This is a genomic window from Prescottella sp. R16, from assembly GCF_030656875.1.
Lineage (GTDB): Bacteria > Actinomycetota > Actinomycetes > Mycobacteriales > Mycobacteriaceae > Prescottella.
Genome location: NZ_CP130943.1, coordinates 2,585,475 through 2,599,041, shown reverse-complemented (window position 1 = coordinate 2,599,041; position 13,567 = coordinate 2,585,475). Strand labels below are relative to the sequence as shown.

Here is a 13,567-nt window from a genome sequence, read left to right as displayed (position 1 = left end):
ACAGCTGCCGTCATGTCCCACCACTGCGATTTTCGTTTCTACGGCGAGCTGAACGACTTCCTGCGTCCGCCGTTGCGGCGGCGCACCGTGGTGCACGCGTTCGACGGTACCCCCTCGGTGAAGGACCGGATCGAGTCGTTCGGGGTGCCGCACACCGAGGTCGATCTGATCCTGGTGGACGGCGGAGCGGTCGGCTTCGAGCATCGGCTGCGCGGCGGCGAGCGGGTCGCGGTGTACCCGACCTTCCAGCGGCTCGACGGCCTGCCGCGGCTACGGTCGACGCCACCGGACCGGTTCGTCCTCGACGTGCACCTCGGTGCCCTCGCCCGCTATCTGCGGCTGCTCGGTTTCGACTGCGCCTACGCGAACGACGCCACGGACGACGCCCTCGTCGAGATGTCGCGGACCGAGCATCGCACCCTGCTCAGCCGTGACGTCGGACTGCTGCGCCGCGCGGCCGTCGTCCACGGCGGATTCGTACACGAGACCGATCCGCGCCGGCAGGTCCGCGAAGTCCTCGACCGGTTCCACCTCCAGGAACACACCGCGCCGCTGACCCGATGTACCCGCTGCAACGGGCGCCTCGCGGACGCCACCCCGGCCCGCGGGGACGTGCCGGAATCGGTGCTCGGCGAGCACATCCGGTTCCGGCGGTGCCTCTCGTGTGGTCGCTTCTACTGGCCGGGCGGCCATGTCCGTCGGTTGCGGGGGCGGCTGGCCGAGGTCGGCGTCCGGATATGAGACGCCGGGAGGTCGACATGTGGGTAAACGTGTCGTACCGGTGATGCAGTTGTGACTCGTTCGGGGTGGTTTACGCGCATGCTGGAGTCACGCAGAAGTGGAGTCGAAGATGAGCAGGCACCGGTTACCGATCGATCGTGCGAACACGTTCCGCGAACATGCGGGCGAAGCGATCGACGACGAGATGAACTGGCCGGGGTACGGCCTGATCGCGCTGGGCATCGCGACACTGGGGATGGCCCTCGCGGCGGCCGGCTACGGATTCAACGGGTGGGCGTTGATCGCGGCCGTGGTGTGCGTGTCCTCCTTCGCTGTGGGCATCGGTCTCGTGGTCGCCGAGCACACGCACGTCAAGCACGTCGAACACCGACACCTCCGCGAGCAGCTCGGTCACTGACCGCGCCGCACCGTCCCGCTCGGCATCACGGTGCCCGATCCGGGGGACGCCGTCAGCGGCGCGTCGCCTCTTCACCGAGCCGCGCCCGCACCCCGTCGACGAACAATGTGAGCCCGAAGTCGAACCGCACCTGCGGGTCCCCGTCGAGGAGTTCGTCGTCCGATCCGAGGTCTGCGGCCGTCTCGGTGTCCGGTGACGCCGGGGTCCGGGTGAGTGCGCCCAGCGCCGCCATCTGGGCGCGGGACTGCTCGTCGACGGTGTGGCCCAGGACGAAGTACAGCAGCGTGTAGGCGGCCAGTTCGGCGTGGGCGCGGGGGAGTCCGGCACGCACGCCGGCGCCGACGAAACTTTCCCGCGCCAGGTTCGACGTCATCCGTGACGCGTACGTCGCGGCCACCAGCTCGGCCCCGTCCCGGTGTGCCAGCAGTGCGTCGCGCAGCCGGTGCGCGAGTTCGGTGATCCCGTCGTCCCACCGCTGCGACGACACCGGGGCGTCGACGCCGTCGAGGATCCGGTCGGCCATCGCGCCGAGCAGCGTCTGCTTGTTGGGGAAGTGCCAGTAGAGCGCGCCCGGCTGCACGCCGAGCGATGTGGCGAGGCGGCGCATCGTGAGATCGGCGAGGCCGTACTCGTCGAGGATCGCCATGGCGCCGTCGAGGACGTCACCGCGTCGTAGCTGCACCGTTTCGCTCCTGCCGATTCGCCTGACGGATTGTCCTTTGACACTAATCCACCGCCGCTCTAACGTGAACGACGTTCAACTTGTACGGTGTTCAAGTCTTATGAGGAGCGCGCAGTGACCCAGGCCCCCGACATTCTCGAGCTCGCCCGCGACCAGGTCCACGGCCGTGGTGAGGGCCTGACCCGGGAACAGGTGCTCGAGGTACTGCGCCTGCCCGACGACCGGCTCGAGGAGTTGCTCGCTCTCGCCCACGACGTCCGCATGCAGTGGTGCGGCCCGGAGGTGGAGGTCGAGGGCATCATCAGCCTCAAGACCGGCGGCTGCCCCGAGGACTGCCACTTCTGCTCGCAGTCCGGACTGTTCACGTCGCCGGTGCGGTCGGCGTGGCTCGACATCCCGAGCCTCGTCGAGGCCGCCAAGCAGACGGCGAAGACCGGGGCCACCGAGTTCTGCATCGTCGCCGCCGTCCGCGGCCCGGACGAGAAGCTGCTCGCGCAGGTCGCGGCCGGTATCGAGGCCATCCGCAGCGAGGTCGACATCCAGATCGCGTGCTCGCTCGGCATGCTCACGCAGGAGCAGGTGAACCAGCTCGCCGCGATGGGTGTGCACCGCTACAACCACAACCTCGAGACCGCCGAGTCGTACTTCCCGAACGTCGTCACCACCCACACGTGGGAGGAGCGGTGGGACACGCTGCGCATGGTTCGCGAGGCCGGCATGGAGGTGTGCTGCGGCGGCATCCTCGGGATGGGGGAGACGCTCGAGCAGCGCGCCGAGTTCGCCGCGAACCTCGCCGCCCTCGAACCGGACGAGGTGCCGCTGAACTTCTTCAACCCGCGTCCGGGTACACCGTTCGGTGACCTCGACGTGCTGCCCGCGTCCGAGGCGCTCAAGGCGGTGGCCGCGTTCCGGCTCGCGCTGCCGCGCACGATCCTGCGGTTCGCCGGTGGCCGTGAGATCACCCTCGGTGACCTGGGTGCCAAGCAGGGCATGCTCGGCGGCATCAACGCCGTCATCGTCGGCAATTACCTGACGACCCTGGGTCGGCCCGCCGAGTCCGACCTCGATCTGCTCGTCGATCTCGAGATGCCCATCAAGGCCCTCAATGCCACGATCTGACGCCGGACCCTACAACCCGTTCACCGGCCGGCCCGCCACCGACGCCGCCGTGCCCGACGCCGCCCGGCTGGGGCTCGAACCGCCCCGGTTCTGCGAGGACTGCGGCCGGCGCATGGTCGTCCAGGTCAGCCCCGACGGATGGTGGGCGAAATGTTCGCGGCACGGTGTCCTCGACTCGGTGACGTCCGAACGTCGGTGACCGGGCACCCGCCGGTAACGTCGCCGGGGTGACGACATCCCCACGGTCCCCTCGGCGTGCCCTCGTTCGGATCGCCGGGATGCTCACGGCGGCGGGGGCGCTCGCCGGCATCGTGTGGGCGCTGCTCGTACCGTCGGTGCGGATGCTGGTGGTCGACGAGGACCAGGGTGTGGTGCTCACCGGGGAGTCGCAGCATCATTTCGTGGCCGCGGCTCTGTTCTGCGGGATCGGTCTGGTGGTCGGGGTGCTCTCGGCGGTGGTCGTGTGGGGTGTGCGCCGGGTGCGCGGCCCGGCCGCCGTGGCGACCTCGGTGGCCGGCTCCCTGGCAGCTGCGGGCGCCGCGGCCCTCACCGGTTCGGCTGTGACGGCCCTGCGTTTCCCGGTCGCGGATGCACCCGCCGTCGGATCGATCGTGGCGCTCGCGCCCGGAATCGGAACGCCGATGGTGCTGATCGTGCAGCCGATGGCCGCGGCCCTGACCTACCTGCTGCTGGCCGGCACGAGCCCGCACGACGACCTCGACGTCGACGGCGTCACCGAACCGGACGAGGCACCTGCAATGCCTTCTCCGCTCGTGCCGTGAACGTCGTGAACGGGCGTGCCTCCACGGCCGGGCCGCGGCCCCTCTTCCAGGTTCCGACGATCCGGCCGTCGTCGACGACCGTCGGTGAGAACATGCCGTTGCCGCCGGGGCACAGTCGCTCCAGGAATGCCGGGTCGATCGCGGCCGTGCGATCCCGGTAGCCGAGCACGAACTCGTCGAATCCGGGGAGCAGGGACGTGCCCCGGACACGGCCGCGATGCTGTTCGAGCAGCGCCGGGGTGCCCGGATCCAGGTAGTAGTCGACACCGTTCACGGATATCCGATCCAGGTGCTCGCTCGCCTGCGCCAACCCGGCCCGCGCCTGCCGGACGGTCAGCTTGGTCCACCACACGAAATCGTCGAGTGTCGCGGGACCGTGGCTGCGGAAGTAGCGCAGCGCCCACTCGGCGACGGCGTCCTCGGGATCGAGGCGCCGGGGTCGGGGGATCCACCGGTCGACGAGCACGACGTGCTGTTTCCCGTCGGCAACAGGTCCGAGGCACACGTCCCCGGTGAGCGCGAGCGTCCACAGCAGGTGCCGGCCCCGCTGGTCGGCGGTCGCGATGCCCGCGGCCTCCCACGCCTGCATCAGATCCGGCTGGGCGAGGGCCCCCTCGTCGAGAGCGCTGCGGGCGACCGTGCGGGCGTGCTCGACGACGCCGTCGTCGATGCCGAGGCGACGGTGGCGGGCGGCGGCACTCGACAGGGTGCGGGCCCCGGTGAGCGCGAGCATCCACGGCAGATCCTCGGCGGCCACGAGATGCAACGTGCCCCGCATCGGCCACGACCGGACCACGGCACCGGTGTTCAGGGCGTCGAGCAGTGACACGTGGCCGTCCGCGCCGGAGCGCAGCGCGACGGAGGAGCGGGCGCCGGGAAAATCCTGGGCCTGCACGGCCGTCAACCATCGCACCGTATCGGTGGCGGTTCCGAAGCCCGGCCCGGCGATCCGCTGCGCGACGATGCGCAGTCGGGCGATGTCGCGCAGTGTCGTCACGGTGGTCGTCTCGCTTTCCCCGGAGCAGGTGGTGGGTGACACCACTCGGACTGGGGACGATATCGAGAGGGAAGCGGTCCCGCACGCCGACGACGGAGAGTCGGGCATCGGACGTCGATCCGATCGGAGGAGGCCCGGGGTACTTCTGTGCGTCGGTGTCGCAGGGAGACAGGGGCGATCTAGGGGTGCCGACCGGAGGTATCGGCCGAGCGTCGCTCGTTCGCGCCGAAGTTGCTCGCGAGCCAGTCGTGAATCGAGTTCCAGGGGAAGGAGTGACGCCCGTGTGGCCCGGGCAAGGTGGCGGGGACCTGAATCCGGTCGAGTCGGAAGAGACGCCAGTCGTCGCGGTCGAGGTCGTAGGCGACGAGATACCAGTGCTGCTGCCGCAGGAGATGTCGATAGGGCTCGACCGTGCGGCGAGAACGACGACCCTGCCGATCCGTGTAGTCGAACGCGAGGCGCGCACCCGCCGCGACAGCGTCGGCGATCGTGCCGACGAGTTCCCAGTCCACCGATGCCGGAGCCTCGCGCAGGACCTGCGTCGACAAAGCCACCGCGGCGGCGCGCCGCCGCAGCCTCCCGGGCAGTACCTGTTCGAGCTTCGTGCGTGCGGTCGCGGCAGTGGCGTCGTCGGGTAGCCATGCTTCGAGGACCAGCAGGCTCGTGACGATCGTCGAGACTTCGTCCGCACCGAGCAGCAGCGGCGGGATCTTCATGCTCGGCCGCAGCGCGTAGACAGCGCCTGGGCCTGGGCGGGAGCTGACGTCGTAGCCCATGTCGCGCAGACGCATCGCGTCCCGGCGCACGGTGCGCTCGCTGACCCGTAGCCGGACTGCGAGGTCGCGGGCGGTCCAGCGCCGTCCCGACTGGAGGAGCGCCAGCAGCTCCAGCGACCGTGTCGAGGGCGAGTCCATGGATCCATGATCGCTCGAGATGCGGCCGATAGGAGGCCGCATCTGCTTCTAGCGTGGAAGCACGAACGAGGAAAGGAACCCCATGAAGATCGCTGTCACGACACCTCGAGGCAATGTGGGTCGGCATCTGACGCGGATGCTCGTCCAGGCCGACGTCAGGCCGATACTGCTCACCCGCCACCCGGAGAACATTCCCGCCGCCGTCGCCGAGCACGTCGACCTGGTGGCGATGGACTCGCGCGAGCCGAGCCAGGTCGTCTCCGCCACCGCCGGCGTCGACGCCGTCTACTGGGTCGATCCGCCCGCCGAGTCCTCCGATCCGCTGGCCGACTATCGCCGCGCGACGGAGTCCGTCGTCGCCGCCGTCGAGGCGAACCGGATCGGACGGGTCGTGTTCCAGAGCAGTGTCGGTGCGGAGAAGCGGCACGGGGCGGGGGAGATCGACGGCCTCGCGGAAACGGAAGTCGCCCTCGACGACTGCGGCGCGGACGTCACGCACCTGCGGTGCGGCTACTTCTTCACCAACCTGCTGTTCGAGACGGAGTCGTTGAAGGCCGGGCTGCTCCGGACGGTGCTGCCCCTCGACGCCCCGATGAGCTGGGTCGCCCCGCGGGACATCGCCGAGGTGGCTGCGCTCGCCCTGTTGAGCGGCGAGTGGAGCGGACGCCGCATCCAGGCCGTCCACGGCCCCGAAGACCTGACGTGGGCTCAGGTCGCGAAGATTCTCACAGAAGAGCTCGGTCGGGAGGTGCGCGTCGAGCGGATCGCCGACGAGCGGATGCGCGAGCAGTATCTCCGGATGGGCATGCCGCCCGCCATGGCGGACGCGGTGCTGGGGATGTCCACCGGCCTGCGAGACGGCTTCGTACCCGAGCAGGACCGTTCGATGGTCACCACCACACCGACCCCGTTGCGGAGCTGGATCCGTGAGGAGCTCGTCCCCCTCTTCTGAAGCCATCGGACGGAGCCGTCGGACTCGAAGCCGCCCTCCTCGTCGTCGAGGACGATTGTCTCTCCCGCAATGCGGCGGCGTAGATCACTGCGTCCACGATTTCGCGTACTCGTCGACCTGTTCCTGTCCGGTGTGGCCGCCGATCGTGCGCATGAGGGTGTCGGTGGCGGCCCGGACCCCGGGAGAGCCCATGTCGCGGAAGAGTGTCAGATCCATGGGCGGAAGAATCCGAACGACCACCCGGCGTCGCTGCTGCGTTACCGAAGGGTGTCGTGCCGTGCCGGTGATCGCCACGGGGACCAGGGGTGTCCCGGTCTCCAGCGCCACCCGGACCGCGCCGGTGCGCCCCCGGTACAGGCGCCCGTCCGGTGAGCGGGTGCCCTCGGGGTGGATGCCCCACGCGCCGCCTCGGGACACGATGTCGACGGCCGCGTCCAGGGCGGCGGCGGACGCATGGCCACCGCGCCGGTCGACGGGAATCTGGCCGAGCAGGTGCAGGAACCGTCGCCGGACGGCCGCGATCGTCCCGGTGCCCTCGAAGTATTCGGCTTTGGCGAGGAACATCGTCGGCCGCCGCGCGGCGAGGGCGAGATAGAAGGAGTCCGAGACGGCCAGGTGGTTGGCGGCCAGGATCACCGCGCCCGTGCGGGGGATGTGTTCGCGGCCCACGATGCGGGGGCGTCCGAGCAGGCGCAACGCCGGTCCGATGAGGACGTATCGGCACAGCGCGTACGAGAGGTCTGATCGAGAAGGCATAGACACTGTCTACGTGAAGTGGGAGACACTGTCTACGTGCAGCCGGGAGAAACAAGGAATGCGCTGGTGACGGCCGGCGTCGAACTGCTCGAGGAGTCGGGAGACCCGAACATCGGATTGCGGGAGATCGCGCGCCGGGCGGGCGTCTCGCACGGTGCACCGCGCCGCTGGTTTCCGACGCACCGCAGCCTGCTCGCAGCGATCGCGGACGTCGGGCTGCGGGATCTCGCGGGCGAACTCGCGGCCACGGCCGAGCGGTCCGACCATGCCGTCACGGAGGTGGCCCGCACCTACGTCGACTTCGCGGTGCGGCGTCCGGCGATGTTCACGCTCATGTTCCGGCACGACCTGCTCGAGGGGGCGGGTGCCGAACTGCGGAACGTGTCCCGCCCGCTCTTCCGGTGGCTCGTGACGCTCATCGAGAACGGCGCCGGCGTCGACGACGCCGACGCGTCCGCCGCGACCCTGTGGGTGGGTGTCCACGGCATCGCGGTACTGGCGTCGACCGGTTCGCTGGGACTCGCGATCCCGGGCGTCGACACGGACGAGCTCGTCGGGCAGGTCGTCGACCGCGCGCTCAGCCCGGCGGACGCAGGGCCGCGAACTCGTCGGTGATGCGCAGGCGGGCGTCGGTGAAGCGGTAGAGCGCGGCGGGCCGGCCACCGGAACGGCCGGAGCGGGCGGTGTGGCCGGTGGCGGTGATGACCCGGCGCCGGGTGAGGACGCGCTGCAGGTTGGTGGTGTCGACCTGGTATCCCAGTGCGGCGCAATAGATGTCGCGCAGGGTTGACAGGGTGAACTCGTCCGGCGCGAGGGCGAACGCGATGTTGGTGTAGGACAGTTTCGCGGCCAGGCGGGTGCGGGCGTACTCGACGACGGTGCCGTGGTCGAACGACATCGGCGGCAGCGCGGACACGGGGTGCCAGGCGGTGTCCGGGGGGAGTTGGGGGTCCGCGGGCAGCGGCACCAGTCCCAGGTAGGTGGACGCGATGCGGCGGTCACCGGGCACTCGGTGCGGGTCGCTGAACACCGAGAGTTGTTCGAGGTGCGCGACGTCGCGGACGTCGACCTTCTCGGCGAGCTGACGCCGGGCGGAGGTGGCCAGGTCCTCGTCGTCGCCGAGGGTTCCACCGGGCAGCGACCACGTTCCGGACTGCGGGTCGAGTGCGCGCTGCCACAGCAGGACCATGAGCTCGTCACCTGCGGTGACGCCGCCCGATGCCGGGCGAACCTGGAACACCGCGGTGAGGACTTCGTGGACGGTGCTACCATGTGGCATGTTTTCGATCCTAAGTCGAAAACCTCGATTTCGGAAATTCGAGCCGGCCCGCCCGGGTTGGAGCAACAGGACTGCCGGGCAGTCCCACGAACAAGGAGTGGCCATGACATCGACGGTGTGGGCGGGTGCAACCGAACAGATCCAGGACGGCCCCGGTGGATACACCGGCGTCGAGGCCGGACCCGAGTGGGCGGCCGAGGTGCGTCGTCTGGCGAAGGAACGCAACGCCACGATCCTGGCGCACAACTACCAGCTGCCCGAGATCCAGGACGTCGCCGACCACGTCGGTGACTCGCTGGCGCTCTCGCGTATCGCGGCCGAGGCCGAAGAGGGCACGATCGTGTTCTGTGGCGTGCACTTCATGGCCGAGACCGCCAAGATCCTCAGCCCCGAGAAGACGGTGCTGATCCCGGACGAGCGGGCCGGCTGCTCGCTCGCCGACTCGATCACCGCCGACCAGCTGCGCGAGTGGAAGGCCGAGCACCCGGACGCGCTGGTGGTGTCGTACGTCAACACCACTGCCGAGGTGAAGGGCCTCACGGACATCTGCTGCACGTCGTCGAACGCGGTCGACGTCGTCGCATCGATCGACCCGGACCGGGAGGTGCTGTTCCTGCCGGACCAGTTCCTCGGCGCCCACGTCAAGCGCGTCACCGGCCGCGAGAACATGCACATCTGGGCGGGCGAGTGCCACGTGCACGCCGGCATCAACGGTGACGAGCTCACCGCCAAGTCGAAGAGCCACCCGGACGCCGAACTGTTCGTGCACCCCGAATGTGGTTGCGCCACTTCGGCTCTGTACCTCGCAGGTGAGGGTTTCGTGCCCGAGGACAAGGTCAAGATCCTCTCGACCGGCGGCATGCTCGACGCGGCCCGTGAGACCGGCGCCAAGCAGGTTCTCGTCGCCACCGAGGTCGGCATGCTGCACCAGCTGCGCAAGGCCGCGCCGGACGTCGATTTCCAGGCCGTCAACGATCGCGCGTCGTGCCCGTACATGAAGATGATCACCCCGGCCGCACTGCTGCGCTGCCTGGTGGAGAACAAGGACGAGGTCCACGTCGCCCCCGACGTCGCGGATCGGGCCCGCAAGTCCGTGCAGCGCATGATCGAGATCGGAAACCCGGGCGGAGGCGAGTAGTGGTCGCCGCGGCCGGGAACGACGGGGTGCAGTGGGAGGCCCGTGCGGACCTGGTCGTCGTCGGCGGCGGGGTCGCCGGCCTGACCGCGGCCCGCACCGCCGCCCAGCGGGGACTGAAGGTGCTCGTGCTGAGCAAGGGCGGCCCCACCGACACCGCGACGCAGTACGCGCAGGGCGGCATCGCGGTGGTGGGGGATCCGCGCACCGACTCGGTGGATTCGCACACCGGTGACACGTGCGTCGCGGGTGTCGGACTGTGCGACGAGGCAGCGGTCCGATCGATCGTGTCCGCCGGCCGGGAGGCGTTCGCGGCGCTCACCGCGCTGGGCGCGGTGTTCGACACCGGGTCCGACGGCGCCGTCTCCCGGACCCGCGAGGGCGGGCACAGCACCCGCCGGATCGTGCACGCCGGTGGCGACGCGACCGGCGCCGAGGTGCAGCGGGCCCTGAACGCCGCCGGCATGCCGGTGATGTTCGGCGCCGCCGCGGCCCGCGTCACCACCGGCGCCCACGGCGTCACCGGTGTGATCGTGGTGTCCGACAAGGGACTCGGGGTGGTCCATGCGCCGACGGTGGTACTCGCGACCGGCGGACTCGGCCAGCTGTACTCGTGCAGCACCAACCCGGAGGGTGCGACCGGGGACGGTATCGCTCTCGCGCTCGAGGCGGGCGCGACGGTCGCCGACCTCGAATTCGTCCAGTTCCATCCCACGGTGCTGTTCGCGGCCGGCGGCACCGGACGGCGCCCGCTGGTGAGCGAGGCCGTGCGCGGTGAGGGTGCCCGGCTCGTCGACGTCGACGGCCGCTCGGTCACCGAGGGCGTGCACCCGCAGGGTGATCTCGCGCCCCGCGACGTCGTCTCCCGAGCCATCGCCCGCCGGCTGCGGGAGACCGGGGCCGACCACGTGTACCTCGACGCCCGGCACCTGTCCGGGTTCGCGGCCCGGTTCCCGACGGTCACCGCGTCGTGCCTGGAGGCGGGCATCGACCCGGCGCAGCAGCTGATCCCGGTCGCCCCGGCCGCGCACTACTCGTGCGGCGGGATCGTCACCGACGTCCACGGCCGCACCGGGATCCCGGGGCTGTTCGCGGCCGGAGAGGTGGCCCGCACCGGTCTGCACGGCGCCAACCGGCTCGCGTCCAACAGCCTCCTCGAGGGCCTGGTCGTGGGGGAGCGGGTCGGGCACGCCGCGGTGGAGCGGGCGAGTCTCGCGGTGGAGGCGGACGATCTGCTGCTGCCGTTCCGGAGGCGGGCTCCCCGCGAGCGACTGCAGTCCCTGATGACCGCGCACGCGTCCGTCGTCCGCGACGGGGCGGGCCTCGACGCGGTGGCCGGTGAACTGCGGTCCGGGACGGTCACCGCCGCCGGCAACGGCCGGGTACTCGAGGACACCGCGCTCACGGTCGCGGCGTCCGCACTGGTGCTGGCGGCGGCAGCGCGCAGGGAGAGCCGCGGCTGTCATACTCGCGTCGACCACCCGGACACGTCCGAGATGTTCCGGCGCAGCCTTCCCGTTCGGATCGACCGTGACGGCGAACTCGAGGTGGTCGACGTCGACACACCCCTATCGATAGGAGCACAGTGACCGACACGCAGGACCGCCTCGATCCGCAGGAGACGCTCGCGCTGGTGCGCACCGCGCTCGACGAGGACCTCCGCTACGGCCCGGACGTCACGTCGGTGGCCACGGTTCCCGCCGACGCGGTCACCGCGGCGTCCGTCGTCAGCCGTGCCGCCGGCACCGTCGCCGGTGTCGACGTGGGTCTGGTGGTGCTCGACGAGGTGATCGGCGCCGGCAACTACGAGGTGGTCCATCGGGTCGCCGACGGCACCCGGGTCGCGCCGGGCGACGCCGTGCTCACGGTGAAGGCGCCGACGTTGGCGCTGCTCACCGCGGAGCGCACGATGCTCAACCTGATGTGCCACCTGTCCGGGATCGCGACCGCGACGGCGGCATGGGTCGACGCCGTCGACGGCACCGACTGCAAGATCCGGGACAGCCGCAAGACGCTGCCCGGGCTGCGCGGGCTGCAGAAGTACGCGGTCCGGGCCGGGGGCGGCGTCAACCATCGGATGGGTCTCGGTGACGCGGCGCTGATCAAGGACAACCACGTCGTGGCGGCCGGGTCGATCGTGGCGGCGCTGCGCGCGGTGAAGGCCGCGGCCCCCGATCTCGAGTGCGAGGTGGAGGTCGACACCCTCGAACAGCTCGACGCGGTCCTCGCCGAGGGTGCGGAACTCGTTCTGCTGGACAACTTTCCGCTGTGGCAGACGCAGACCGCGGTGCAGCGGCGCGACACGGTCTCGCCGTCCACCAAGCTCGAGTCCTCCGGCGGGCTGACGCTCGACATGGCCGCCGACTACGCCGCGACCGGCGTCGACTACCTCGCCGTCGGCGCGCTCACCCACTCGGTGACGGTGCTCGACCTCGGCCTGGACATGTAAGGGCCGCCGTCGGTGTCGCATGTGATGTTGCTCCTCGCACACCCGCGGAGCGACAGCTACTGTCACGCGCTCGCGGACCGGATCCGGACGGTGCTCACCGGATCCGGCCTCGACGTGCGGTTCCACGACCTGTACGCGGAACGGTTCGATCCGGTCGTGTCCGCGGAGGAGGCGTACACGACCGGGGAGTCCGTCGAGTCGTATCTGGCCCGGGAGGCGGACACGGTGGTGGGACGTCACCGCACCGAACTCCGGGACGCCGCCGGACTGGTCGTCGTGCACCCCAACTGGTGGGGCAAGCCGCCCGCGATCCTGGCGGGCTGGATGGACCGGGTTGTCGTGCCCGGAGTGGCGTACCGGCTCCCGGATGCGACCGGCGTGCCCGAGAGTCTGGTCACGGTCCGGCAGATGCTGGTGGTGAACACGTCGGACACCACCGCCGAGCGTGAGGACGCGGTGTTCGGCGATCCGCTCGCCGCGATCTGGGGGAACTGCCTCGCCCCGTATCTGGGCGATCCGGTGTTCGTCCGCCGGGTGCTGCGCCCGGTCACCGACGCCGACGACGCGCAACGGGCGGCGTGGCTCGACGAGGTCGCGGCGCTGACGGCGGCGACGTTCGTGCGGTAGCCGTCGGGTCGGGCGCCCTCACACCGCCGCAGCGAGGGCCGCGGCGGCGACGAAGAACAGGGCAGCGAACACCCGGTTCGTGACGCGCTGCTGGCGCGGGGACCGCAGCAGGCGCAGCAGCCTGGACGCGAGCCCGGTGTAGCCCGTCATCACGGCGACGTCGACGGCCACCATGGTGGCGGCCATGAGCGCGTACTGCGGCAGCAGCGGGGCGGACGGGTCCAGGAACTGCGGCAGCACCGCGAGCATGAACACGATCGCCTTCGGGTTGCTCGCATTGACGAGGAACGCACGCGTCACCAGCGCCACGGCCGACGCCCGCCCGTCCCCGGCCGCCACCTCCATCTCGGCGGGCGTCGAACGCCACTGCCGCACACCGAGATACGCGAGATAGGCGACGCCGAACCATTTCACGGCCAGGAACGCCGTGGTGGAGCCGGCCAGGAGTGCGCCCACCCCGGCGGCGACGATCGCGATCTGCAGGAGCAACGCGAGCTGCAGTCCCAGAATGTTCCAGTAGCCGCGCCGGAACCCGTGCTGCAGGCCCGTCGACATCGACGCGATCGCGCCGGCCCCCGGCGACAGGCTGATCACCCAGGCGGCGCCGAAGAACGCCGACCAGAGCTGCCACGACACGGAGCGACAGTACAGGGCCGGGCACGGTCGGGAACGTCCCCGTCCGAGCGGGTATCTTTCCGGGTAGCGGCAGTTCACCCGCTGCTCGGCCCGCAGAAGGG

The 13,567-nt window shown here is 70.6% G+C and carries 17 protein-coding genes; 11 read left to right on the top strand and 6 right to left on the bottom strand.

Features of this window, described 5'->3' with window-relative positions; genetic code table 11:
- Positions 1-12: 12 nt before the first annotated feature.
- Positions 13-741 (top strand): Mut7-C RNAse domain-containing protein, encoded by a 729-nt coding sequence (locus Q5696_RS12235; RefSeq protein WP_305091620.1) that lies wholly within the window; start codon positions 13-15, stop codon positions 739-741.
- Between the two features lie 109 nt (positions 742-850).
- Positions 851-1,138 (top strand): hypothetical protein, encoded by a 288-nt coding sequence (locus tag Q5696_RS12230; protein ID WP_305091619.1) that lies wholly within the window; start codon positions 851-853, stop codon positions 1,136-1,138.
- Between the two features lie 52 nt (positions 1,139-1,190).
- Here Q5696_RS12230 and Q5696_RS12225 read toward each other — a convergent pair whose 3' ends face one another.
- Complete coding sequence (locus Q5696_RS12225) at positions 1,191-1,820, bottom strand: TetR/AcrR family transcriptional regulator C-terminal domain-containing protein (protein ID WP_305091618.1); 630 nt, start codon at positions 1,818-1,820, stop codon at positions 1,191-1,193.
- A 114-nt stretch (positions 1,821-1,934) separates the two neighbouring features.
- On the opposite strand from Q5696_RS12225, the gene bioB reads away from it, so the two are divergent.
- Genes bioB through Q5696_RS12210 form a run of 3 tightly spaced genes read left to right on the top strand, consistent with a single transcriptional unit; the run spans position 1,935 to position 3,721 of the window.
- Entirely contained in the window at positions 1,935-2,939 is a 1,005-nt protein-coding gene (bioB, locus tag Q5696_RS12220) for a biotin synthase BioB (RefSeq protein ID WP_305091617.1), read from the top strand.
- The gene (bsaP, locus tag Q5696_RS12215; RefSeq protein WP_305091616.1) at positions 2,926-3,138 is read left to right on the top strand and encodes a biotin synthase auxiliary protein BsaP; all 213 of its coding nucleotides are present in this window, start codon (positions 2,926-2,928) and stop codon (positions 3,136-3,138) included. Before bioB ends, bsaP begins: the two co-directional genes overlap by 14 nt.
- Before the next feature lie 28 nt (positions 3,139-3,166).
- Positions 3,167-3,721 carry a DUF2567 domain-containing protein gene (locus tag Q5696_RS12210; protein WP_305091615.1) on the top strand — a complete coding sequence of 185 codons (555 nt, stop codon included), beginning with the start codon at positions 3,167-3,169 and terminating at the stop codon, positions 3,719-3,721.
- Here the strand turns inward: Q5696_RS12210 and Q5696_RS12205 are convergent.
- Together Q5696_RS12205 and Q5696_RS12200 are read right to left on the bottom strand one after the other, a co-directional pair.
- Complete coding sequence (locus Q5696_RS12205) at positions 3,672-4,718, bottom strand: winged helix DNA-binding domain-containing protein (protein WP_305091614.1); 1,047 nt, start codon at positions 4,716-4,718, stop codon at positions 3,672-3,674. The two genes, Q5696_RS12210 and Q5696_RS12205, sit on opposite strands and share 50 nt — an antisense overlap.
- 179 nt (positions 4,719-4,897) lie before the next feature.
- The gene (locus Q5696_RS12200; RefSeq protein WP_305091613.1) at positions 4,898-5,632 is read right to left on the bottom strand and encodes a helix-turn-helix transcriptional regulator; all 735 of its coding nucleotides are present in this window, start codon (positions 5,630-5,632) and stop codon (positions 4,898-4,900) included.
- An 82-nt stretch (positions 5,633-5,714) separates the two neighbouring features.
- On the opposite strand from Q5696_RS12200, the gene Q5696_RS12195 reads away from it, so the two are divergent.
- Entirely contained in the window at positions 5,715-6,584 is an 870-nt protein-coding gene (locus Q5696_RS12195) for an NAD(P)H-binding protein (RefSeq protein ID WP_305091612.1), read from the top strand.
- An 84-nt stretch (positions 6,585-6,668) separates the two neighbouring features.
- Here Q5696_RS12195 and Q5696_RS12190 read toward each other — a convergent pair whose 3' ends face one another.
- Positions 6,669-7,340 (bottom strand): lysophospholipid acyltransferase family protein, encoded by a 672-nt coding sequence (locus Q5696_RS12190; RefSeq protein WP_305091611.1) that lies wholly within the window; start codon positions 7,338-7,340, stop codon positions 6,669-6,671.
- 66 nt (positions 7,341-7,406) lie between these two features.
- On the opposite strand from Q5696_RS12190, the gene Q5696_RS12185 reads away from it, so the two are divergent.
- A complete protein-coding gene (locus Q5696_RS12185) occupies positions 7,407-7,955 on the top strand; it encodes a TetR/AcrR family transcriptional regulator (RefSeq protein WP_370654776.1) in 549 nt (182 codons plus the stop codon).
- On the opposite strand, the gene Q5696_RS12180 is transcribed toward Q5696_RS12185, so the two are convergent.
- The gene (locus tag Q5696_RS12180; protein ID WP_305091610.1) at positions 7,918-8,619 is read right to left on the bottom strand and encodes an NUDIX hydrolase; all 702 of its coding nucleotides are present in this window, start codon (positions 8,617-8,619) and stop codon (positions 7,918-7,920) included. The two genes, Q5696_RS12185 and Q5696_RS12180, sit on opposite strands and share 38 nt — an antisense overlap.
- A 103-nt stretch (positions 8,620-8,722) precedes the next feature.
- Here Q5696_RS12180 and nadA point away from each other — a divergent pair, with 103 nt between their 5' ends.
- Genes nadA through Q5696_RS12160 form a run of 4 tightly spaced genes read left to right on the top strand, consistent with a single transcriptional unit; the run spans position 8,723 to position 12,830 of the window.
- Positions 8,723-9,757, top strand: a complete 1,035-nt coding sequence (gene nadA, locus Q5696_RS12175) for a quinolinate synthase NadA (RefSeq protein WP_305091609.1) — start codon at positions 8,723-8,725, stop codon at positions 9,755-9,757.
- Positions 9,757-11,343: an L-aspartate oxidase gene (locus tag Q5696_RS12170; protein ID WP_305091608.1), complete on the top strand. Its 1,587-nt coding sequence runs from the start codon at positions 9,757-9,759 to the stop codon at positions 11,341-11,343. The genes nadA and Q5696_RS12170 overlap by 1 nt, the downstream gene beginning before the upstream one ends.
- Positions 11,340-12,203, top strand: a complete 864-nt coding sequence (gene nadC, locus Q5696_RS12165) for a carboxylating nicotinate-nucleotide diphosphorylase (RefSeq protein ID WP_305091607.1) — start codon at positions 11,340-11,342, stop codon at positions 12,201-12,203. The genes Q5696_RS12170 and nadC overlap by 4 nt, the downstream gene beginning before the upstream one ends.
- A gap of 24 nt (positions 12,204-12,227) precedes the next feature.
- A complete protein-coding gene (locus Q5696_RS12160) occupies positions 12,228-12,830 on the top strand; it encodes an NAD(P)H-dependent oxidoreductase (protein ID WP_305091606.1) in 603 nt (200 codons plus the stop codon).
- An 18-nt stretch (positions 12,831-12,848) separates the two neighbouring features.
- Here the strand turns inward: Q5696_RS12160 and Q5696_RS12155 are convergent, their stop codons facing one another.
- On the bottom strand, positions 12,849-13,466 hold the full coding sequence (locus Q5696_RS12155; RefSeq protein WP_305091605.1) for a LysE family transporter: 618 nt from the start codon (positions 13,464-13,466) through the stop codon (positions 12,849-12,851).
- Positions 13,467-13,567 lie beyond the last annotated feature (101 nt).

Bases quoted from the DNA above. Each gene is read 5' to 3' on its own strand.
- Q5696_RS12235 (WP_305091620.1), top strand. From the start codon at position 13: ATGTCCCACCACTGCGATTTTCGTTTCTACGGCGAGCTGAACGACTTC.
- Q5696_RS12230 (WP_305091619.1), top strand. From the start codon at position 851: ATGAGCAGGCACCGGTTACCGATCGATCGTGCGAACACGTTCCGCGAA.
- bsaP (WP_305091616.1), top strand. From the start codon at position 2,926: ATGCCACGATCTGACGCCGGACCCTACAACCCGTTCACCGGCCGGCCC.
- Q5696_RS12200 (WP_305091613.1), bottom strand. From the start codon at position 5,632: ATGGACTCGCCCTCGACACGGTCGCTGGAGCTGCTGGCGCTCCTCCAG.
- Q5696_RS12195 (WP_305091612.1), top strand. From the start codon at position 5,715: ATGAAGATCGCTGTCACGACACCTCGAGGCAATGTGGGTCGGCATCTG.
- Q5696_RS12190 (WP_305091611.1), bottom strand. From the start codon at position 7,340: ATGCCTTCTCGATCAGACCTCTCGTACGCGCTGTGCCGATACGTCCTC.
- Q5696_RS12180 (WP_305091610.1), bottom strand. From the start codon at position 8,619: ATGCCACATGGTAGCACCGTCCACGAAGTCCTCACCGCGGTGTTCCAG.
- nadA (WP_305091609.1), top strand. From the start codon at position 8,723: ATGACATCGACGGTGTGGGCGGGTGCAACCGAACAGATCCAGGACGGC.
- Q5696_RS12160 (WP_305091606.1), top strand. From the start codon at position 12,228: ATGTTGCTCCTCGCACACCCGCGGAGCGACAGCTACTGTCACGCGCTC.